Annotated in this window: 21 protein-coding genes; 8 read left to right on the top strand and 13 right to left on the bottom strand. The window is 32.0% G+C overall.

The features are described from left to right. The first annotated feature begins 1 nt into the window (after position 1). The 5 genes from ACODSB_RS06845 to ACODSB_RS06825 all read left to right on the top strand — a co-directional run bounded on the left by ACODSB_RS06845 (position 2) and on the right by ACODSB_RS06825 (position 4600). Positions 2–1351 (top strand): DUF5689 domain-containing protein, encoded by a 1350-nt coding sequence (locus tag ACODSB_RS06845; protein WP_488936477.1) that lies wholly within the window; start codon positions 2–4, stop codon positions 1349–1351. 128 nt (positions 1352–1479) lie between these two features. Beyond that, a complete protein-coding gene (locus tag ACODSB_RS06840) occupies positions 1480–2337 on the top strand; it encodes a hypothetical protein (protein WP_180857123.1) in 858 nt (285 codons plus the stop codon). Between the two features lie 167 nt (positions 2338–2504). Next, positions 2505–3734, top strand: coding sequence for a GTPase HflX (gene hflX / locus ACODSB_RS06835; RefSeq protein ID WP_073483849.1), 1230 nt, complete (start codon positions 2505–2507; stop codon positions 3732–3734). Between the two features lie 133 nt (positions 3735–3867). Beyond that, positions 3868–4452, top strand: coding sequence for an ATPase (locus tag ACODSB_RS06830; protein WP_056206940.1), 585 nt, complete (start codon positions 3868–3870; stop codon positions 4450–4452). Then, the gene (locus ACODSB_RS06825) at positions 4439–4600 is read left to right on the top strand and encodes a hypothetical protein (RefSeq protein WP_165590695.1); all 162 of its coding nucleotides are present in this window, start codon (positions 4439–4441) and stop codon (positions 4598–4600) included. Before ACODSB_RS06830 ends, ACODSB_RS06825 begins: the two co-directional genes overlap by 14 nt. A 90-nt stretch (positions 4601–4690) precedes the next feature. Here the strand turns inward: ACODSB_RS06825 and ACODSB_RS06820 are convergent, their stop codons facing one another. The 6 genes from ACODSB_RS06820 to ACODSB_RS06795 form a co-directional block, all read right to left on the bottom strand. Further along, positions 4691–5641, bottom strand: coding sequence for a DUF3078 domain-containing protein (locus tag ACODSB_RS06820; protein ID WP_488936476.1), 951 nt, complete (start codon positions 5639–5641; stop codon positions 4691–4693). Between the two features lie 80 nt (positions 5642–5721). After that, a complete protein-coding gene (locus ACODSB_RS06815) occupies positions 5722–6231 on the bottom strand; it encodes a DUF2480 family protein (protein ID WP_053472866.1) in 510 nt (169 codons plus the stop codon). Between the two features lie 73 nt (positions 6232–6304). Next, entirely contained in the window at positions 6305–6628 is a 324-nt protein-coding gene (locus tag ACODSB_RS06810; protein WP_180857125.1) for an SUF system Fe-S cluster assembly protein, read from the bottom strand. An 89-nt stretch (positions 6629–6717) separates the two neighbouring features. Then, positions 6718–7143: a SufE family protein gene (locus ACODSB_RS06805; protein ID WP_053472864.1), complete on the bottom strand. Its 426-nt coding sequence runs from the start codon at positions 7141–7143 to the stop codon at positions 6718–6720. Positions 7144–7145: 2 nt separating this feature from the next. Further along, positions 7146–7571, bottom strand: a complete 426-nt coding sequence (locus ACODSB_RS06800) for a hypothetical protein (protein WP_488936475.1) — start codon at positions 7569–7571, stop codon at positions 7146–7148. 11 nt (positions 7572–7582) lie between these two features. Further along, positions 7583–8797: an aminotransferase class V-fold PLP-dependent enzyme gene (locus ACODSB_RS06795; RefSeq protein ID WP_488936474.1), complete on the bottom strand. Its 1215-nt coding sequence runs from the start codon at positions 8795–8797 to the stop codon at positions 7583–7585. Positions 8798–9017: 220 nt separating this feature from the next. Here ACODSB_RS06795 and ACODSB_RS06790 point away from each other — a divergent pair, with 220 nt between their 5' ends. Further along, positions 9018–10367, top strand: a complete 1350-nt coding sequence (locus ACODSB_RS06790; RefSeq protein ID WP_488936473.1) for a serine hydrolase domain-containing protein — start codon at positions 9018–9020, stop codon at positions 10365–10367. Positions 10368–10520: 153 nt separating this feature from the next. Here ACODSB_RS06790 and sufD read toward each other — a convergent pair whose 3' ends face one another. The 6 genes from sufD to ACODSB_RS06760 all read right to left on the bottom strand — a co-directional run bounded on the left by sufD (position 10521) and on the right by ACODSB_RS06760 (position 15472). Then, on the bottom strand, positions 10521–11837 hold the full coding sequence (gene sufD, locus ACODSB_RS06785; RefSeq protein WP_053472859.1) for a Fe-S cluster assembly protein SufD: 1317 nt from the start codon (positions 11835–11837) through the stop codon (positions 10521–10523). A gap of 47 nt (positions 11838–11884) precedes the next feature. Continuing rightward, a complete protein-coding gene (locus ACODSB_RS06780) occupies positions 11885–12274 on the bottom strand; it encodes a four helix bundle protein (RefSeq protein WP_488936472.1) in 390 nt (129 codons plus the stop codon). Between the two features lie 85 nt (positions 12275–12359). Then, on the bottom strand, positions 12360–13106 hold the full coding sequence (sufC, locus tag ACODSB_RS06775) for a Fe-S cluster assembly ATPase SufC (RefSeq protein ID WP_053472857.1): 747 nt from the start codon (positions 13104–13106) through the stop codon (positions 12360–12362). 12 nt (positions 13107–13118) lie between these two features. Continuing rightward, positions 13119–13604 (bottom strand): flavodoxin family protein, encoded by a 486-nt coding sequence (locus ACODSB_RS06770; protein WP_488936471.1) that lies wholly within the window; start codon positions 13602–13604, stop codon positions 13119–13121. A gap of 7 nt (positions 13605–13611) precedes the next feature. Further along, positions 13612–15060: a Fe-S cluster assembly protein SufB gene (gene sufB / locus ACODSB_RS06765; RefSeq protein WP_488936470.1), complete on the bottom strand. Its 1449-nt coding sequence runs from the start codon at positions 15058–15060 to the stop codon at positions 13612–13614. A gap of 82 nt (positions 15061–15142) precedes the next feature. After that, positions 15143–15472 carry a HesB/IscA family protein gene (locus ACODSB_RS06760; protein WP_012023267.1) on the bottom strand — a complete coding sequence of 110 codons (330 nt, stop codon included), beginning with the start codon at positions 15470–15472 and terminating at the stop codon, positions 15143–15145. 373 nt (positions 15473–15845) lie between these two features. On the opposite strand from ACODSB_RS06760, the gene ACODSB_RS06755 reads away from it, so the two are divergent. Both ACODSB_RS06755 and ACODSB_RS06750 read left to right on the top strand, forming a co-directional pair. Next, positions 15846–16775, top strand: a complete 930-nt coding sequence (locus tag ACODSB_RS06755) for a hypothetical protein (RefSeq protein ID WP_488936469.1) — start codon at positions 15846–15848, stop codon at positions 16773–16775. A gap of 217 nt (positions 16776–16992) precedes the next feature. Beyond that, entirely contained in the window at positions 16993–17850 is an 858-nt protein-coding gene (locus tag ACODSB_RS06750) for an MBL fold metallo-hydrolase (RefSeq protein ID WP_488936468.1), read from the top strand. Positions 17851–17918: 68 nt separating this feature from the next. On the opposite strand, the gene ACODSB_RS06745 is transcribed toward ACODSB_RS06750, so the two are convergent. Further along, complete coding sequence (locus ACODSB_RS06745) at positions 17919–19892, bottom strand: T9SS type A sorting domain-containing protein (RefSeq protein ID WP_488936467.1); 1974 nt, start codon at positions 19890–19892, stop codon at positions 17919–17921. Between the last annotated feature and the right edge of the window lie 142 nt (positions 19893–20034).

Below are 20034 nucleotides of genomic sequence, written 5' to 3'. Positions count from 1 at the left end.
CATGAAAAACATAATTTTAAATACATTTTTAGCTTCATCATTATTATTTATTTGCAGCTGCAGTACAGAAATAGCAAACCCAAAATTAGAGTGTACTCAACCTGATTTTAAAGTAAACAAAACGGTCAAAAAAGTTTATGAACTTTCAAGTAATACGGCTAAGCAATATTTATATGATGATATTATAGAAGCTTATGTTATTTCGAGTGACGAAGGCGGGAATTTTTTTAAATCTATTTCATTCCAAACAAAAGCCACTGAAAAAATTCCTGCAATAGGTTTTAGTATCCCAATTGATGCGTCAAACACTTACATTGATTATCGACTTGGGAATAAAGTATATGTAAAACTTAAAAATCAATTTACAGATTTGTATTATGGAGGATTACGGATTGGCAGTTTATATGTCAACAACGCCGGGGATCCAACAATTGGCAGGATTTCTCAAAATGAATATAAAAACGTTTTAAACGCTTCGTGTACTATTATTGATGAAAATCAACTGGTTGAATCACTTTCTATAGAACAGGCATTATCAGATAGTAAATTAAATACATTGATTGAACTTAATGATGTTGAATTTACAGAAGCTGCATTGGGACGTCATTATTTTGAAGAATCGAATAATATTGGAGGATCAACAAACTGGAACCTGCGTGATAAAACCGGAAATCAAATTATTTTTAGAACAAGTAGTTATGCAAAATTTGCAGATCATTTTGTGCCGGAAGAAAGCGGGAAAGTTAGAGGAATTTTAACCAAGTTTGGTACAGATTATCAATTAATGGTTCGTTCAGAAGAAGATGTGGTTATGAACGGAAAAAGAAGCGTTCCATTTTTTGCAGAGGATTTTCAATCGGTTAAAAACAATGTCAATTTTGCACTTCCAGGCTGGAGTAACATTGTAGAAAAAGCAACAAAACTATGGAAAAGCATGGTGTATGCCGGAAATGGTTATGCAGAATTTAATACCACAAGTACAACAGCGGCCGAAAATATTGCCTGGCTGGTTTCTCCCAAAATTAATTTGACAGGTTATAAAAATGCGGTTCTTTCTTTTAGAAGCGCACAGCATGATTTAAAAGTCGATTCGCCATTAAATACATTAGAAGTTTATGTCTCCACAAACTTTGACGGCTCAAGTGTGGCCAAGGCAAAATGGACAAAATTAGAAGCGAAAGTTCCCACATTATCAAATCCTTCCCGTGAATTTATGAGTTCTGGCGGAATAGATTTATCTGCTTATACAGGAAATATAAATATTGCCTTTAGATATGTAGGTTCAGGAAAAGATAAAACATTAAATGGCGCATTTATGGTCGATGATGTGAAGATTTTTGGTGAGAAATAAGAATTGTATTTGTATAAGTTGTTGATTTCTAATTTTCTAAAATTGCTTTTCGGTTTTTTTAAATTTTAAATTGTCAAATTTTGACAGAATTTTGTATTTTGGTCATCCCAAATCAATACAAAAACAAAATGAAAACCTACTTTATTGCCATCCTGATGATGGTGTTTCCATTCTTGATGCAGAGTCAGGAAAACGTTAGATTGAAGCAGATCAATATTGTAAAAACAAATTACCAAAATTCTAAAGACGGTGAAATTGTAAATAAAACAATGGTCTTTAAAGAAGGTAAACTTCAAACCATTACAACTTCAGACGTTATTCAGAACTTTTTTTACAACAAAAAGGGTTTACTTGATATGTCTGTTAAAGATAAAGTGGGAAGCGACTGGAAAGAAGTTATCAATTACACTTATGATGCTGATAACAACATTACAAAATTTGTAAAAAAATATCAGGAAGGACCTGATTATATTACGAAAGTTGTATCGTTTGTTTATGAAGGTGCAAGAGTAAAAGTAACGACTAAAAAAAGTACAAATCACCAAAATTTAGTTGAAGATATCGAATATATCATTGAAAACGGTACTATCGTTAGACGTACATCACGTGATAGAAACAAGGCAATTATCGGAAAAATTGAATATGTGTATGTAAACGATAACGTATCAAAACATAAAGGATTAGTGGGAGATAAAATCTCTAAAACGTATACTTATGATGATAAAAAATCGGTAGATCAATTAATCGTTCAAAGCCTTTTTGGAGATAATTATAAAGTAATTGTACCAATGATTTCATATCATGAAGATGAATTTACGTTTGAGTCAATTTCATACAATAACGAAATGAATTTTAGCCCTTCGTCTACAGCTTTAGTTGCAGTAAGCCGAAAATACAAATACAACAAATTAAACTTTCCAATTTCATGTTCTCAGATTGAAGAGAATGGAATTGTAAAAACAGAGAAAACTTTTATCTACGAATAAAAAGTTTTTTGAACCTTTTTAAGCCATTTAAAAATCAAGTTTTATTAAAGAAATACTTTTGTAAAACATGATTTTTAGATGGTTTATCATTTTAAATAATATTTAAAAACGTAATTCTATAATTGTAGTAGTATACAAATGATTAAATTTGTAGCTTATTTTAAGATATGTTAGAGAAAGAAGTTATAAATTTTGAGAAAACAGCCATTGTTGGTATCATAACTCAAAATCAAAGTGAGGAAAAACTTAATGAATATTTAGACGAATTAGAGTTTTTAACTTTTACCGCAGGAGGTGAAGTTATTAAACGCTTTTCGCAAAAAATGGAACGCCCGAATCCGAAGACTTTTGTGGGAACGGGAAAAATAGATGAAATCAATCTTTTTGTAAAAGAAAACGGAATATCGACCTTAATTTTTGATGATGAATTATCACCATCACAGCAAAAAAATATTTCCCGAATTATAGATTGTAAAATCCTTGACAGAACCAATTTGATTCTGGATATTTTTGCGCAAAGAGCTGAAACTTCGTATGCAAGAACTCAGGTGGAATTAGCGCAGTGTATTTATTTACTGCCAAGACTTTCTGGTTTATGGACGCACCTTGAGCGTCAAAAAGGAGGAATTGGTATGCGTGGTCCTGGTGAAACAGAGATCGAAACAGACAGACGTATTGTACGTGACCGAATTTCATTGTTGAAAGACAAAATCAAGACAATCGACAAACAAATGAGTATTCAACGAAGCAATCGAGGCGCAATGGTTCGTGTGGCGCTTGTTGGATATACAAACGTTGGAAAGTCGACTTTGATGAATGCGATTGGGAAAAGTGATGTTTTTGTTGAGAATAAATTATTCGCAACATTAGATACAACGGTTCGAAAAGTGGTTATTAAAAACCTTCCGTTTTTACTTTCAGATACGGTTGGATTTATTCGAAAACTACCAACACAATTAGTCGATTCTTTTAAAAGTACACTTGATGAGGTTCGTGAAGCCGATTTACTTTTGCATGTTGTAGATATTTCACACCCTGATTTTGAAGATCATATAGAATCTGTAAATCAGACCTTGCAGGAAATTAAGAGCAATGATAAACCAACCATTATGGTTTTCAATAAAATCGACGCTTACAAACATCTAACGATTGACGAAGATGATTTGATCACCGAAAGAACCAGAAAACATTGGACTCTTGAGGAATGGAAACAGACTTGGATGAGTAATGTAGGAGAAGATAACGCCTTGTTTATTTCGGCAACACAAAAAGAAAATTTTGAAGAATTTAGAGAAACGGTTTACGAAGCAGTTCGTCAGATTCACATAACAAGATTTCCATATAATAAGTTTTTATATCCTGATTATAAGGACGCAGTTGAAAAGGAAGAAGAATAAAAATAGAAACGGCTTTTGATTTATTTCAAAAGCCGTTTTTTTATATAATGAATAAACAGGAAGGTTATAAAACTTTATTAAATATCTCTAAAATAAGATTTAGTAAAAATTGATATTTCATATCTTTGTTTAAATGAGTAAGAATTTATACATAATTTCAGGATGCAATGGAGCTGGTAAAACTACGGCTTCTTTTACAATACTTCCTGAAATTTTAAACTGTAAAGAATTTGTAAATGCAGATGAAATTGCTAAAGGTCTCTCTCCATTTCAACCTGAAAAAGTAGCTTTTGAGGCTGGTAGAATAATGCTTCATAGAATAAATGAATTATTAGATACTAATACAATATTTGCTTTTGAAACCACACTAGCGACTAAAAGTTATAAATCTAAAGTTGCGTTAGCACAAAAAAAAGGTTATAAAGTGATTCTTTTATTTTTCTGGTTACAGGATGTTGAACTTGCGATTGAAAGAGTAAAAACTAGAGTTACAGAAGGTGGACATAATATAGAAACAGCTGTTATTAAGCGAAGATACATTAATGGAATATTAAACTTATTTAATATATATTTGCCAATAGCTGATGAAGTTATGATCTTTGATAATTCATTTGGGAAACCTGAATTATTGGCAGAAAAAATGCTTGAAAGTGAGATTGATATAATCAATGAAATTAAGTACGATAAACTAAAAGGAATTTATAATGAAAACATATAAAAGATCGGCAACTCAAACTAAAATTTTAGATGCGATGGATTTGGTTTATGATAAATTAATTGAGTTCAAAAAGAAATCAAATACTGAATTGGTAATTATGAAAGACGATAAAATCGTTCGAATAAAACCAAAATCATTTAACAAGTAAATAAAAATAGAAACGGCTTTTGAAATAAATCAAAAGCCGTTTATTATTGTATTATATTTTATAAGAATCTTTTCGCTGTGTTGCGGATTATTAAAATCCAAAATTAACCCCTAAACCAAATACTTCTCTGGTTTGAAGACCTTGAAAAGCATTATCGTCATAAATAGCCTGGAAGGCTAAATTTGCCGATAAGAATTTGTTTACCTTCATTATGATATTTAAAGAGTAATTGATGTCTACGTTTTGAGGATCTTCCAGATAATTAGAATACAAATTCAGCGTGTTTTCTGCAGTAACGTTAGTCATAATGGCTAATTTGTAATAAACAGAAGCATAAAAACCTAACTCGTAACGCATGGTTTTGCCTTCGTCAACTCCAAAATAATCGCCATCTACATAAGGCAGACCAGTAAATCTATCAATTCCACTAGTATAAGCGTTGTCGACAAAAGTGAATTTTGAAGTTAGAGGAGCAAAGTTTATTTTTAAGTTTTCATCTTTAGACCAGTAAATACCAGGTCCAGTAGTAAGATACCCAGGCGACATAAATTTAGTCTGCTCGGTTCTAATTTCTTTTCCATTGGCATCCTGTCCATAAATATAACCCGTTGTAAATTGAGTTCTAAAGTTTAGAAAATAAGAGTAATACCATTCACCAAAAGCCTTTTTACCAACGATTGAATTAAACTCTAAACGGTCGTCAGTCTTTTTTCCGAAATCGGTGTTTTTAGTTTGTAAAAGCCCGTAAGAAGCAAGGATTTTATTGTCCCAGGTTACATCGTCTTTTTTATAATTGAAGTCATAGTTTATTCCTAAAGTCCCAGAGAAACTATCTTCACCACCTGCGATCCAATTGTTAAAACTAGATTGGTTTAATAAAAGAGACACTGTTCCTTTTGCTTTCCATCCTTCGTCTTCAATTGTATCGTTTATTTTTTTAACCGCTTTTTCGGTATTCTGAATTAATTCTTTTTCTGAATTTTGGGCCTGAACAAAAGTAAAGTTCGCTAAGATAAATAGTAATAACGTCAGCTTTCTCATGGTTGTTTAGTTTAAGTGTATATTAACAAATATACTAAAAACCAACTGAAGGTTAAGGGAATATTACTTTAAAATGAAGGTTATTTCTTAGATTCTTTGTATAAAGGCACAGCAGAACATGCTTCGCCATACATAATACTGCGGGCAAAAGGCTGTAAATAAGTTGTGGCTAAAATATAAGCACGCATAGGAACCGGTTTTTTAGAACATCCTTTTACAATTACAGGTTTATTTTGGTACGCAGAATAATCAATCTTACTTAAGATTTCTTCGTATAAACTTGAATCTAGATCCTCAATGGTTCCGTTTACTACTTTTTTAGCAAAAGGCGCCAAATGAACACTAACTAAAATTAATGCCCAAGCAGGAATTATAGCGTCTGTAGCGCAATGTACAGCGACATATTGATCTTGGTATTGTGACCAATCATGATTTTTAAGGTGTTCTCTAAAGTCTTTTTCTTTCAATAAAAATCCTTCCAAAAGCCATTGCGAAATGTCAATCTGCACACGCATTCCTTTTGGATAATAATCCTCTAAATCAAAAACTTCTAAAGCACTATTGGCAACTTTATTGATGATTTCTTCCATTTTTTTTAGTTTTCAGCCGCAGTTTTCAGTCACAGTTGAATACTGCGACTGAGACTGTAAACTGTATACTTTTTTAAAGCATTCCTAATTCTAATTTTGCTTCTTCGCTCATTAAATCTTTACTCCAAGGCGGATCAAAAGTAATCTCTACTTCAACATCTTTAATGTGTTCGATTGTTTTTACTTTTTCTTCCACTTCTCTTGGTAAACTTTCTGCAACCGGGCAGTTTGGAGATGTTAATGTCATCAGGATTTTTACTTCGTAATCTGTATTTACCATTACGTCATAAATTAATCCTAACTCATAAATATCTACAGGGATCTCAGGATCGTAAATTCCTTTTAAAACTTTTACGATTGATTCTCCTAATTCGTTTGTGTCTATTTCTTGTTCCATTTTGTTATTTGTTTTTTCGCCACGAATTTCACAAATTTCCCGAATTTAAAAATTAGTGTTAATTCGTGAAATTCGTGGCAGAAAGAAATTTAATTTTTATTTTTTGCATCAAAAGCCAAAGCGTACATTTTGATGTTTTTTATCATCGAAACCAAACCGTTTGCACGAGTTGCAGATAAATGTTCTTTTAATCCAATTTCGTCTATAAATTCAGTGTCAGCATTTATAATGTCTTCTGCTTTTTGATTAGAGAAAGCGCGAATTAAAATTGCAATTATTCCTTTAGTTAAAATAGCGTCACTGTCTGCGGTGAAAACAATTTTATCATCGTTTTGCTCGCCTTGAAGCCAGACTTTTGACTGACAGCCTTTGATTAAATTCTCGTCGGTTTTGTATTCTTCTTTAATTAACGGAAGACTTTTTCCCAGTTCGATAATGTATTCATAACGCTGCATCCAGTCGTCGAACATTGAAAATTCGTCTATTATTTCGTTTTGTATCTCTTTAATTGTCATAATTATTCTTTAGCAAAATCAACCAGTAAATTTACCAGTTTTTCAATTTCCTTTGGAGGAAAACCATTGTCGAAACCTGCAGTTTCGTATGTTTTTTGATCTTGAGTTATTTTTAAAGTTCCAATCGCGGCACCATCATAAAAACGTTTTTCAGTTGGTGCTTTTAATGCCGAAAGTTTGTTTAAATCTACTTTTGAAAATTCAGAAACAATTTTGTTCCATTTCGCATCGTCAATTTTAGTTTCAATAGGCTGTTGATCTCTGCCGTTTGTAACATAAACAGTCTGATTTTGAACTACAATCTTTTTGTAATATCCTCTTGAAAGCGCAGAATATTCAATTTGGGTTGTAGCCATGTTTGTCTTTTTTTGACTGCAACAGCCTGTTGCAATAAAAACCGTTAAAAGCAATAAAGATAGTATTCTCATAAAAATAGATGTTAGCTTAGCATTGTTTGTGCCTTTTTAACGGCATCGACCATTTGGTCAATTTCTTCTTTGGTATTATAGAATGAAAAAGAAGCGCGAATCGTTCCCGGAATACAAAAGAAATTCATAATTGGCTGCGCGCAATGATGTCCGGTTCTAACCGCAATTCCTAATTTGTCAATAATTGAACCAACATCATACGGATGAATTCCATCAATATTAAACGAGATCACAGAAGCTTTATTTTTTCCTGTCCCGTAGATTCTTAAACCTTCAATTTCAGATAAACGTTTTGTAGCGTAATCTAAAAGTTCCGTTTCATATTCGTGAATATTTTCAAAACCAACACTGTTTAAATAATCAATTGCAGTTCCTAAAACAATTCCGCCGGCAATATTTGGTGTTCCGGCTTCAAATTTATGCGGAAGATCTGCATAAGTTGTTTTTTCAAAAGTAACTTCTTTAATCATTTCACCACCACCCTGATAAGGAGGAAGTTTGTTCAGCCATTCTTCTTTTCCATATAAAATTCCGGTTCCGGTTGGACCACACATTTTATGACCAGAAAAAGCATAAAAATCACAATCTAATTCCTGAACATCTGGTTTTAAATGTGGAACAGCCTGCGCGCCGTCAATTAAAACTGCAGCGCCAACAGCATGGGCTTTATCAATGATATATTTTATCGGATTAATAATTCCGAGTGCATTTGAAATATGATTAACCGTAACGACTTTTGTTTTTTCTGAAAGAAGAGTATCAAATTCTTCAATAATTAATTCTCCGTTTTGATTAATCGGAATAACTTTTAATGTTGCTCCCGTTCTTTCGCATAACATCTGCCACGGCACAATATTACTGTGATGCTCTAATGAAGAAACAAGTACTTCGTCACCTGGTTTTAAAATAGAAGCAAAACCATTTGTAACCAAGTTGATTCCGTGCGTAGTTCCCGAAGTAAAAAGTACTTCGTGAGCATGTTTTGCATTGATATGATCTTTTACCTTGCCACGAGAAATCTCGTAAGCATCAGTAGCTAACTGGCTTAAAGTGTGAACGCCGCGGTGAATATTGGCATTAATTTCCTGATAATATTTTACTTCTGCATCGATCACAATTTGTGGTTTTTGCGAAGTAGCTCCGTTGTCGAAATATACTAAGGGTTTTCCGTTTACAGTTTGTGAAAGTATCGGAAAATCAGCTCTTATTTTTTGAATATCTAGCATGTCTTATTTAGAAAAAATCTATTTACAAAAGTACTAAAACTAAATTTGTTTATACAGCAATTCTATAATTTCCTTTTATGGTGTCATTGTTACAAGGCGTAAATGCTGATTCCGTAAAAATCAATTCAGTTTTCTGAATTATCCTAATCAGATTTATAATTTGACTTCTAAAATCGTGAACATAAATTATTTATATTGCAATAAAAATACTGACATCATCATGAAAAAATTTCTTAAAGTGCTTTTGCTTCTAGTCGTTCTTGCGTTTTTGTATTTCGGATTTATAACTTATCCAAAACTGGATTTGATTTCCGGGTTTTCAGCCAAAAGTGTAGCATCGGGACATTTTATTGATAACCGTTCGCTCGATTTAATTCAAAAAACAGACAATGATATCGATTTGGTTGATTTGGCTAAAAATTCAATTGATGATGCTGGAAAATTTGCTATTTCAAATGTTTACGGTTTAAAGGAAAGAAAAGCAATTTATCGTGAAGGTTTAGGAGCAGTTTTGATAAATGATGATTTTGATGTTTCAAAACCATATTTGCTTCCAAAGAGAACAAAATTGGTAAATAATCTTCCTTTTCCTTACGGAAATAATGAACCAAAAGATTCTGCTTTTGCGAATATTGATTACTCGAAATTAAAAAATGCAGTTGAAAATGCTTTTGATAAAAACAGTGGAAGAACAAAACGTACACGTGCCGTTGTCGTTTTATACAAAGACAAATTAATTGCTGAAAAATACGATACAGGTTTTAACAAAGACAGTAAAATTTTAGGCTGGTCGATGACAAAAAGTATCACAAGTTCTGCTTTTGGTGTTTTAGCCAAACAAGGAAAAATTGATATTTACAAACCAGCACCAATTGCAGAGTGGAAAAATGACGATCGTAAAATTATTACTATTAATGATTTACTTCACATGAATTCCGGTTTAGAATGGGAAGAGAATTACAGTACGATTTGCGATGCGACACAAATGCTTTTTCAGACCGAAGATATGGGAAAAGTACAAATGGATAAACCTGCTCAATTTAAGCCAAACACGCATTGGAATTATTCGTCTGGAACGACAAATCTTCTTTCCAGAATTTTAAGAAACCAATTTAAAACGCAGCAAGAATATCTAGACTTTTGGTACAGTGCCGTAATTGACAAAATTGGAATGAACTCGATGATTGTCGAACAAGATATGTCGGGAACTTTCGTAGGTTCATCTTACGGATGGGCAACACCAAGAGACTGGTCAAAATTTGGATTGTTGTATTTGCATAAAGGAAACTGGAACGGAGAACAAATTTTAGATGAAAGCTGGGTAAAATATACGGCAACACCAACTAATACTTCTGAAGGAAAATATGGAGCACAATTTTGGTTAAACGCGGGAGGAAAATTCCCAGACGTTCCTCGTGATATGTTTTATTGCAGTGGATATCAAGGTCAAATGGTGGCGATTATTCCATCTCTGGATATGGTAATTGTGAGAATGGGAGTGAGAGAAGGAGATAAAAGTTTTGATTTTAATGGGTTTTTGAAGGGGATAATTGATAGTGTGAAGAAATAGGTTGTCTTCCCTGCAAGGTTTCCAAAACCTTGTAGGTATAGAAACATAAACATAATACCTACAAGGTTTTGGAAACCTTGCAGGAGTAGCAAATAAAAAAACCGATAAACTTTTTAAAGCTTATCGGTTTTCATTTTTATTAAATAGAATTTTTTATAAATCAAATCCTAAATTCACGCCTAATTTCATGGCAATGATTTTAGTAATTCTTTGTTTTAATTCTGGTATTTTGATGCTTTCGATAACTGCATTTGAGAATGCGTACATTAATAAAGCTTTAGCTTCTTTTTGAGGAATACCACGAGACTGCATGTAGAACATTGCTGTTTCATCAAGCTGTCCAACTGTACAACCGTGAGAACATTTTACGTCATCTGCAAAAATCTCTAATTGTGGTTTTGCGTTGATCGTTGCTTTATCGCTCAATAAAATGTTGTTGCTTTTTTGAAAAGCATTTGTTTTTTGAGCTTCTTTATTTACTAAAATTTTTCCGTTGAAAACTCCTGTCGAACGATCAGAGAAAATTCCTTTATAATCCTGGAAGCTCTCGCAGTTTGGTTGTGCGTGGTTTACTAAAGTATAATGATCAACATGTTGTTTATCATTTAGAATTGAAATTCCGTTTAACGTACTTGTCAATCTTTCTCCAAAGTGATAAAAGTTTAAGTTGTTACGAGTCAGATTTCCTCCAAATGAAAAAGTGTGTACGTAAGCATGACTTTCTTGCTGTTGAGAAACATAAGTATTGTCAACTAAATTCGCTTCGCTATTATCGTTTTGAATTTTGTAATAATCAACAATTGCGCGTTTTTGAGCAAAAATCTCAGTAACAGAGTTTGTTAAAACAGGATTTTCATTCAAACTTTGGTGACGCTCGATAATTTGAACATGTGAATTTTCACCCACAATAACCAAATTTCTTGGCTGAACCATTAATGCAGCTTCGTTTCCAGTTGAGAAATACATAATCTCAATTGGTTTGTCGGCTACTTTTTTCTTCGGAATATTGATAAAAGCTCCTTCCATTGCAAATGCAGTATTTAATGACGTTAAACTGTCATCTTTACTTGCAATTTGATTAAAGTATGTATCAATAACCATTTTATATTTTGGTTTGGTCAATGCCGATGACATTAAGCAAACATCAATTCCGTCGTGCGTTGTAGAAGATAAATGTGAACTAAAAACACCATCAACAAATACTAATTTATAAGTATCTATTTCGTGTAAAAAGTATTTTTTTACCTGATTAAATTCGATTGCATTTTCTTCCTTTGGAAAAACCGTAAAGTCATTTTTTAAGATGGCATTTAGCGATGTATATTTCCAAGCTTCTTCTTTTTTGGTTGGAAAACCTTTATTTTCAAAGTTTTTTAAAGCATTTGTGCGTATGTCATGTAAATCTGAATGTACATCGACACGCTCTTCAAAAGCCATAAAAGACGATACTAATTTTTCTTTTAAATCCATTTTGTTTTTGTTTCCTTCGGTGTTTCAGGTTTCAAGTTTCAGGTTGCCTATTGAAACTTATTCCCCTTGAAATCTTTTTTATTTAGATAAGTGATAAAGTTTTTTATTTTACCGCTTAAATTTTCATAATCCTTTTTTAAAGCTTCGAATTTTTGTTCCGAAATATATTCAAAATCAAAAACTCGATATAATTGAGATCTTGTTTCTCCGGCTGAACCTTTTGCGATAGATAAAAATTGTCGAAACTCTAAATTTCCATCTCTTTCAAATCCTTCAGCAATATTATCGATCACTGAACCAGAAGAATCTTTTATTTGATTTTTAAATCTAAGATCGGATCTTAACTCTGTTTGAACTGCAATGAGATGAATTTCTTTTGCTAATCGTCGAGCTTCTTTCCAAATTTCTAAATCCTCAAATCGAGTTATTGTCGCCATTATTTCTATTTTAATAATTTTAAGTTTAAATTTACAAAATGTAATTCAACTTGAAACTAAAAAAACATGAAACCTGAAACAAATTTTAATTCTCTGCCTTGATCCAGTCGTATCCTTTTTCTTCTAATTCGTAAGCCAATTCTTTACCGCCAGATTTTACGATTTTTCCGTTGTAAAGAACGTGAACGAAATCAGGAACGATATAATCTAATAAACGTTGGTAGTGTGTGATCACAATAATTGCGTTTTTGTCGCTTTTTAATTTGTTTACACCATTTGCAACGATTCTTAAAGCGTCGATATCAAGACCAGAATCTGTTTCATCAAGGATGGCTAATTTTGGCTCTAACATTGCCATTTGAAAAATTTCGTTTCTTTTTTTCTCTCCTCCAGAAAAACCTTCGTTTAAAGAACGAGATAAAAATTTACGGTCAATTTCTAATAATTCAGATTTTTCACGAATTACTTTCAACATTTCGTTTGCCGGCATTTCTTCTTGTCCGTTTGCTTTACGAGTTTCGTTGATTGCAGTTTTCATGAAGTTAGTAACGCTAACTCCAGGAATTTCTACAGGATATTGAAACGAAAGAAAAACACCTTTATGTGCTCTCTCTTCAGGAGCTAAATCAGCAAGATCTTCTCCGTCAAGAATAACTTCTCCGTCCGTAACTTCATAGTTTTCGTTTCCTGCAATAACTGCAGAAAGTGTACTTTTTCCAGAACCGTTTGGTCCCATAATAGCGTGTACTTCGCCAGCTTTAACTTCTATATTAATTCCTTTCAGGATTTCTTTATCACCAATTGAGGCGTGAAGGTTTTTTATTGATAACATTGTTTTTTTATTTTATATAAATGTCAATTCTATTTTTGTTTGTTGGTTTAGGATGTTGGCATTAAAATGCGCGTGTCCTAAATATTCCATGCCTAAATAATCGGCGGTTTTTTTAAACGGAATGTAGAAACTTTCTTCGATTTCGTTATCGTGTGAATTTGATATCACACCAATTTTCTTCCCTCTAAGTTTTCTTCCGGTTTCTTTTTCAATTCGGATTAAATCTGAAAACCGATCAAAAAAGACCTTCATTATTCCGCTCATATTATACCAATATATGGGCGTTGCAAAAATGAAAGTGTCATGATTTTCGATAATTCTTTTAATCAAGGGCAAAAAATCATCTTCTATATTTTTGCTTTCGTAATCATAATACGAAATATTATAATCACTAAGATTTACTACATCAATATTGTATTCTTTTGCAATTTCATCTACAATTCTTGTTGTATTTCCGTTTTTTCTGGAAGAACCTAAAATGATGACTTTATTTTCCATCTTCCAATTATCCTACAGAACCTTCTAAAGAAATTTCTAATAATTTTTGAGCTTCAACAGCAAATTCCATTGGAAGTTTGTTCAATACATCTTTACTGAAACCATTTACAATTAAGGCAATCGCTTTTTCAGTTGGGATACCTCTTTGGTTACAATAAAAAACCTGATCTTCTCCAATTTTACTTGTAGTTGCTTCGTGCTCTATTTTTGCTGATGGATTTTTACTTTCGATATAAGGGAAAGTATGTGCTCCGCAATTGTTCCCCATTAAAAGAGAATCACATTGCGAAAAGTTTCTCGCATTCTCTGCTCTTGGGCTAATTTGCACTAAACCACGGTAACTGTTTTGTGATTTACCAGCCGAAATACCTTTAGAAATAATAGTCGATTTAGTGTTTTTACCTAAATGGATCATTTTAGTTCCCGTATCTGCTTGTTGGTAATTATTGGTAACAGCAATTGAATAAAATTCTCCTACCGAATTATCTCCTTTAAGTACACAAGAAGGATATTTCCAAGTTACAGCAGAACCTGTTTCAACTTGTGTCCAAGAAATTTTAGCGTTTGTTTCGCATAAACCTCTTTTGGTTACGAAGTTATAAACTCCACCTTTTCCTTCTTTGTTTCCTGGGAACCAGTTTTGAACGGTAGAATATTTAATTTCAGCATCGTCAAGAGCGATTAATTCAACCACAGCAGCGTGTAATTGATTTTCGTCACGACTAGGAGCAGTACATCCTTCAAGATAAGAAACGTAACTTCCTTCATCTGCAATAACAAGAGTTCTTTCGAATTGTCCTGTTCCTGCCTGATTGATTCTGAAATAAGTTGAAAGTTCCATTGGGCAACGAACGCCTTTTGGAATATAACAGAAACTTCCGTCAGAGAAAACCGCTGAGTTTAATGCTGCGTAGAAGTTGTCTTTTTGAGGTACAACAGTTCCTAAATATTTTTTTACTAATTCAGGATGTTCTTTGATAGCTTCAGAAATTGGACAGAAAATAATTCCTTTTTCTGCTAATGTTTTCTTGAAAGTTGTTGCTACAGAAACAGAATCGACAACAATATCCATAGCGACATTGTTCATCATTTTTTGCTCATCAACAGAAATTCCAAGTTTTTTGTACATCTCTAAAAGTTCCGGATCAACATCGTCCAAAGTTTTGTTAGGATCTACTTGTTTTGGAGCTGAATAATAAGAAATTGCCTGAAAATCTGGTTTTTCGTAATGTACGTTTGCCCATTCTGGCTCAATCATTTCTTTCCACGCGCGAAAAGCCTCGATGCGCCATTCGGTCATCCATTCCGGTTCTTCTTTTTTTAGCGAAATAGCTCTTACAATTTCTTCGTTTAAGCCAATAGGGAAAGTTTCAGATTCTATATTAGTATAAAATCCGTATTCATATTCTTTGGTTTCGAGTTCGATTTTTAAATCGTCTTCTGTGTATTTGCTCATTATTTTTTATTGTCTAATAGTTTTAAAGTCCAAAGTTTGAAGTCAATTTAGTCTTTATGACTTTACGACTTTCGGCTTTTGACTAAAGAGAGAATGATTCGCCGCAGCCACAAGTTCTGCTTGCATTTGGATTATTGAAAACGAATCCTTTTCCGTTTAATCCGCCAGAGAATTCTAAAATTGTTCCGGCTAAATATAGAAATGATTTTTTTTCAACTGCAATCTGTATATCATTGTCTACGAATATTTTGTCATCTTCGCCCTTTGTTTTGTCAAACTTTAAGTCATAAGACAAACCAGAGCATCCACCACTTTTTACGCCTACTCTTACGTAGTCGCTTGCGGCGTCAAAACCATCATCTGTCATCAAATCGATGATTTTCTTTTTGGCTGTATCAGAAACCTTTATCATTGTTTATGGTATTTGTTTTTAAAAGATCATTTTAATCTGCATTTAAATAGTAATCAATTTATTACATAAAATTTAAATGCCAATTTCAACGTTCAAATGAAATTGTCTGCAAAGATACGACTTAAAAACCTTTTTCCATAACGGTTCACATTATTATAACAAATGTTAAAATAGAGAGAAGTTATTTTTGCCTAAAAGTCCTTTGTTGAGTGACTTTTAGTTTACAAGGAATTTTGTTTTTGAACGAAAAGTCAGATGATTCTGTAAAATACTGGTTTACTGCGCTTTAAGTTATTGTAAATAAGCTAAAAAACCGTATTTCTACTTGTTTAGTCGAATAAAATAATGGTATTTTTGCAATAAATTGTGATGAATGATGAAGAAAAACCACACAAACGAATGGATCAGGGCACTTTTAGCAATATTCTTTATTTTTGGAATAGGTGCTACTTTTTATATATTTAGTAAAGAACTAAAAGATGAGGCAGACAAGGAGGAAGCAAGCAATAAAAAAATTAAACTTGTCAATAACAATAAGGAGTACATTGCTCAAAAAAGTATTCTTGATTCTTTAAATGTTTTGAAATTAGAATATGATGTTGCAATTTTAGAAAAAACGGCCCTTTCGCAGCAATTGGCATTTGAAAAGAAGAATGTCGAAAATTTAATGGAAATTATAAAAGCATCTGAGAATCCTTCAAATACTCAAATTCAAATTTTTAGAAAACAGCTTTCAGATATGCAGACAGCATTAGCCTTTAAAATTGCAGAAATAAAAAGTCTTAAATCTCAAAATAAAAGCTTGCTTACAGAAATTGAATCTCAGAATGTTGTAATGTATAAGCAAAAAGCAGAAAATGATACTTTAATTTTAAAGCAGAAAAAGTTAGAATCAACCATAAAAGATGCTTCAAAACTAGTTCTAAATAATTTTAAAGTGATTGCGCTTCGTGAAAAAAAATCAGGAAAAGAACAGGAAACAGACAGAGCAAAAAGTACTAATAAATTAAAAGTAAGTTTTTCGGTTAACGGAAATGCTGTTGCCAAAACAGGAAAAAAGGTGTTTTATATTCAGGTTTTAGACCAAAAAAATACTGTTTTGGGCGAAAATAAATTAATAGAATTTGGCAACGATAAAGCTTTAGTTTACAGTTTTATTGTAGCAGCAGATTTTCAGGGAAAGGCTTTAAATCTATATGGAATTTTGAATTCTGATGAAAATCCATTTAAAAAAGGAACTTACTTTGTCAACTTCTTCGACAAACAAGAAATAATGGGAAGCGCTTCAATTACTTTGGAATAAAAGTGTTTTTTTTAGCCCACGGATTTTACTGATCTAAGAGGTTTACACAGAATCATTTAATTAGCTGCGTAGCTAAAAATAAAAACACAGTGGAAATCCGTTGAATCCGTAAAATCTGTGGGCAATGTATATTTGTGAGAGAAACATTATTTTGAGAATGCCTAGCAAAAGGAATTTGGATTTCCTAGCTTTGTTTTCTTATTAGAAATTTAAGCTCATGAAACTTTACCCTATAGAATCCGGAAATTTTAAATTGGATGGCGGCGCTATGTTTGGCGTTGTTCCAAAAACTATTTGGAATAAAACCAATCCGGCGGACGAAAATAACCTTATTGATATCGCGGCGCGCTGTTTACTTATTGAAGATGGAAACCGCCTGATTTTGATTGATACCGGAATGGGAGACAAACAATCGGAGAAATTCTTTGGTTATTATTCACTTTGGGGATCACATTCTATTGATAAATCATTGGCAAAATATGGTTTTCACCGAGATGATATTACCGATGTTTTTATGACACATTTACATTTTGATCATTGCGGCGGAAGTATTCAATGGAATTCTGAAAAGACTTTTTATGAACCGGCTTTTAAAAATGCAAAATTCTGGACAAATGAAAATCACTGGAATTGGGCAACAAAACCAAATGCAAGGGAAAAAGCATCTTTCTTAACAGAAAATATTATCCCAATGCAGGAAAGCGGGCAATTGAATTTTATTGAAAGACCAGAAAGTGATTTTGGTTTCTCTAAAGAATTAGGTTTCGGAATTTTCTATGCAGATGGCCATACCGAAAAACAAATGATTCCACATATTCAATATCAGGATAAAACAATAGTTTTTTGTGCTGATTTATTGGCAACGGCGGGACATCTTCCGCTTCCGTATGTTATGGGTTACGACACAAGACCTTTATTAACAATGCCGGAAAAAGCTAAATTTTTAAATGCAGCAGCAGATCATAATCATTATTTATTTTTAGAACATGATGCGCATAATCAAATTATTACTGTTGAACATACAGAAAAAGGTGTTCGTTTAAAAGACGTTTTTACTTGTGAAGATATCTTCTAAAAACATAAAAAAATCCCATTTTCAACTTAATGAAAATGGGATTTTTTAGTATAATGGGAAGTATTATTTTATTCGACGATTACTTTTTTAGCTGAAGCTGCATCTTGATTGATTAAATATACGTAGTAGACTCCTTTTGACAAACCGCTTAAATTGATTGAATGATTTACATCGGCAGAATTTAGAGTAAATGACTTAACTAATTGCCCTAATGAATTGTAAACATTCGCTTTTTCTAAACTTACATTTTTAATATTCAATTCGCCTTTTGTTGGGTTTGGATAAATTGCTGCTTTATTAAATACAGAATCTTCAAGTCCTAATGTACAAGTTTCAGAATAAACGGTGGTACTTTCTTTAATCTTAGACCAGTTTGCATTTGCATACGCAGCATTGTCAACTTTTATACAACCAAGTTTGCTATTTTGCAAGAAGCTTGTATAAACACCAGCGGCCTTTTTACCATTTTCTGAAGGCACAACAAAATTCTCATTATTACCATTTTGAATATTTAAATACGTCAATGGATTTACGACTAAATAAATAATAGTCAAGTTTGGATTGTGAGACAAATCTAAAGTTGTTATTTGGTTAAATGCAGCATTCAAAGTTTTTAGTAAAGCATTATTGCTCAAATCTAAAGTCGTTATTTGATTGTTGTAACAATACAGTTGTTCAAGTTTTGTATTTGATACAACATTAAGTCCAGAAAGATTATTGAAGCCACAGCTTAAAAGATATAGATTTTTTAAGTTGGACACATTTAGTTCAGACAAATTGTTGAAATCAGCAAAGATGATTTCTAATTCAGGATTAGAAGATAAATCAACACTGTTTAGTTTATTATTGTCAGCAATTAAATAATGAAGATTTTTATTTTGAGACAAATCAATTGTCGAAATTTGATTATAATTAAAAGATAAATTAAATAAATCCTTGTTTGCAGAAAGATCTAAAGTCGTTAATTTATTTCCAGATAAGGCCAATTTAATTAAATGGACATTTTTGCTTACATCTACAGTACTTAGATTATTGTTGTCGCAATCTAAATAAGTTAAGCCTGTAAAAATTTCGATTCCGGTTAAATCTGTAATATTACTGTTAGAAAGATCTAAATAGGTAATTCCGTCTATGTCTGCACCTGATATTTTCCCATTTAACCCATCTGTATCAATACCTAAATCAATTAATTTTTCCTCAAAATTAGAATCTGGAATCAAAGTATATCCAGCATCAGGACAGGCATTTTGACTATAAAAAGCAGTTGCATCTTTTATTGCTGCCCAATTTGTATTTGAATAAACAGCATCATCAACTTCAATACAAGTTAAATTTGGGTTATTAATAAATTTTGAATAAGCTAATTTGAAATTTGTATTGTTGCCATTTTTTAAATTCAAATAAGTTAATTGGTTCGAATAACATACCAGTCTATTTAACACTGTACTTTTCGAAAGATCTAAACGCTCTATTTTGTTAAATTGACAATCTAATTCTTCTAAAGCTGTATTGGTAGAAACATCTAAAACTGTTAATTGATTATTTGGACAATCTAAGCTTTTAAGAGAAGTCAGATTAGTAATATTTAGATTCGTTAATAAATTTTCATAACAGTAAACTACAGTTAATAGTTTGTTTTGAGATAAATCCAAACTAGTTAACTTGTTTTTAAAGCAATCTAAATACTCTAAATCAGGATTGTGAGAAAGGTCTAAACTGGTTATGTTATTTTCATAACATTCAATTTGTTTTAGTTTTGTGTTTTTAGATACATCTAAAGTGTTTAGTTTATTAAAACCACATACAAAATATTCTAAAGACACAAAATCTTCAAGACCGGTTAAATTTGTAATAGATGCATTTGATACATCCAAAGTTTTTGCTGCAGCAATTTTTGAAGTCAATACTTGTCCGTCTATAGGACCTGAATCAAGGCCTTGAGATATTAATTTCTTTTCAAAATTACTATCCGGAATTAAAGTGTATTGTGCATAAATAGAAAAATGTGCTAAAAATAGCAGTAAAAGTAATTTTGTTTTCATAGGCTGATCTAAATGTTTTTGGTGTCACAATGATACAATAATGATTTCAGATTTTATTATGTGAAGCTGTATTAAAAAAAAATGAATAAGTAATAAATGTCTTATCAGAACGAAATTAATTTTAAAAAAACTTAATCATAAT

This window comes from Flavobacterium sp. FG68 (assembly GCF_057808895.1).
Note: the sequence above shows the minus strand (reverse complement) of the source record. Positions and strands in the feature narration are given on the sequence as shown.

What these genes read in the sequence shown, in the direction of transcription:
- ACODSB_RS06825 (WP_165590695.1), top strand. Translation starts at nt 4,439, where the DNA reads ATGAAAACATATAAAAGATCGGCAACTCAAACTAAAATTTTAGATGCG.
- hflX (WP_073483849.1), top strand. Translation starts at nt 2,505, where the DNA reads ATGTTAGAGAAAGAAGTTATAAATTTTGAGAAAACAGCCATTGTTGGT.
- ACODSB_RS06790 (WP_488936473.1), top strand. Translation starts at nt 9,018, where the DNA reads ATGAAAAAATTTCTTAAAGTGCTTTTGCTTCTAGTCGTTCTTGCGTTT.
- sufB (WP_488936470.1), bottom strand. Translation starts at nt 15,060, where the DNA reads ATGAGCAAATACACAGAAGACGATTTAAAAATCGAACTCGAAACCAAA.
- ACODSB_RS06810 (WP_180857125.1), bottom strand. Translation starts at nt 6,628, where the DNA reads ATGGAACAAGAAATAGACACAAACGAATTAGGAGAATCAATCGTAAAA.
- ACODSB_RS06830 (WP_056206940.1), top strand. Translation starts at nt 3,868, where the DNA reads ATGAGTAAGAATTTATACATAATTTCAGGATGCAATGGAGCTGGTAAA.
- ACODSB_RS06840 (WP_180857123.1), top strand. Translation starts at nt 1,480, where the DNA reads ATGAAAACCTACTTTATTGCCATCCTGATGATGGTGTTTCCATTCTTG.
- ACODSB_RS06800 (WP_488936475.1), bottom strand. Translation starts at nt 7,571, where the DNA reads ATGAGAATACTATCTTTATTGCTTTTAACGGTTTTTATTGCAACAGGC.
- ACODSB_RS06770 (WP_488936471.1), bottom strand. Translation starts at nt 13,604, where the DNA reads ATGGAAAATAAAGTCATCATTTTAGGTTCTTCCAGAAAAAACGGAAAT.
- ACODSB_RS06780 (WP_488936472.1), bottom strand. Translation starts at nt 12,274, where the DNA reads ATGGCGACAATAACTCGATTTGAGGATTTAGAAATTTGGAAAGAAGCT.
- sufC (WP_053472857.1), bottom strand. Translation starts at nt 13,106, where the DNA reads ATGTTATCAATAAAAAACCTTCACGCCTCAATTGGTGATAAAGAAATC.
- ACODSB_RS06815 (WP_053472866.1), bottom strand. Translation starts at nt 6,231, where the DNA reads ATGGAAGAAATCATCAATAAAGTTGCCAATAGTGCTTTAGAAGTTTTT.
- ACODSB_RS06820 (WP_488936476.1), bottom strand. Translation starts at nt 5,641, where the DNA reads ATGAGAAAGCTGACGTTATTACTATTTATCTTAGCGAACTTTACTTTT.
- ACODSB_RS06755 (WP_488936469.1), top strand. Translation starts at nt 15,846, where the DNA reads ATGATGAAGAAAAACCACACAAACGAATGGATCAGGGCACTTTTAGCA.
- ACODSB_RS06760 (WP_012023267.1), bottom strand. Translation starts at nt 15,472, where the DNA reads ATGATAAAGGTTTCTGATACAGCCAAAAAGAAAATCATCGATTTGATG.
- ACODSB_RS06745 (WP_488936467.1), bottom strand. Translation starts at nt 19,892, where the DNA reads ATGAAAACAAAATTACTTTTACTGCTATTTTTAGCACATTTTTCTATT.
- ACODSB_RS06805 (WP_053472864.1), bottom strand. Translation starts at nt 7,143, where the DNA reads ATGACAATTAAAGAGATACAAAACGAAATAATAGACGAATTTTCAATG.
- ACODSB_RS06750 (WP_488936468.1), top strand. Translation starts at nt 16,993, where the DNA reads ATGAAACTTTACCCTATAGAATCCGGAAATTTTAAATTGGATGGCGGC.
- sufD (WP_053472859.1), bottom strand. Translation starts at nt 11,837, where the DNA reads ATGGATTTAAAAGAAAAATTAGTATCGTCTTTTATGGCTTTTGAAGAG.
- ACODSB_RS06845 (WP_488936477.1), top strand. Translation starts at nt 2, where the DNA reads ATGAAAAACATAATTTTAAATACATTTTTAGCTTCATCATTATTATTT.
- ACODSB_RS06795 (WP_488936474.1), bottom strand. Translation starts at nt 8,797, where the DNA reads ATGCTAGATATTCAAAAAATAAGAGCTGATTTTCCGATACTTTCACAA.